At 71.4% G+C, this 486-nt stretch carries 1 pseudogene; it reads left to right on the top strand.

The features are described from left to right. Positions 1–486, top strand: a pseudogene (locus tag J0695_RS42290) (energy-coupling factor transporter transmembrane protein EcfT); the annotation flags it as partial.

Below are 486 nucleotides of genomic sequence, written 5' to 3'. Positions count from 1 at the left end.
GCTCCTGCTGGTCGCGGTCAGCGGCTATGTGGTGGCGGCGCGCCGGACGGACGCCCCGTGGGCGCGCTCGTACAGCGTCTTCCTCAAGCTCGCGCTGCTCGTCCTCGGGATCCGGGTCGTATTCACCGTCGTGCTCGGCTCCCCGGTCCCGGGCACGCATGTCCTCTTCACGCTTCCCCAAGTGCCCCTCCCCGACTGGTTCCAGGGCATTCAGCTGGGCGGGAAAGTCACCGCCGAAGGGCTCCTGGCCTCCGTCTACCAAGCCCTGAAGCTGGCCGCGCCCACGCAGATGAGGAGCGCGGCCAACGCCCTGGCCAATCCGGCGCGGCTCCTCAAGTCGCTTCCGGGGGCGCTGTACGAGGCGGGGGTCGCCGTCGTCGTCGCGATGACGTTCGCCCCGAATCTCGTCGCCGACGTGACCAGGCTGCGCGCGGCCCGGCGGCTGCGCGGACGTCCCGACACCGGCGTGAAGGCCCTGCTCCAGGT

This window comes from Streptomyces beijiangensis (assembly GCF_017315755.1).
In the GTDB taxonomy this organism is placed as follows: Bacteria; Actinomycetota; Actinomycetes; order Streptomycetales; family Streptomycetaceae; genus Streptomyces; species Streptomyces beijiangensis.
Note: the sequence above shows the minus strand (reverse complement) of the source record. Positions and strands in the feature narration are given on the sequence as shown.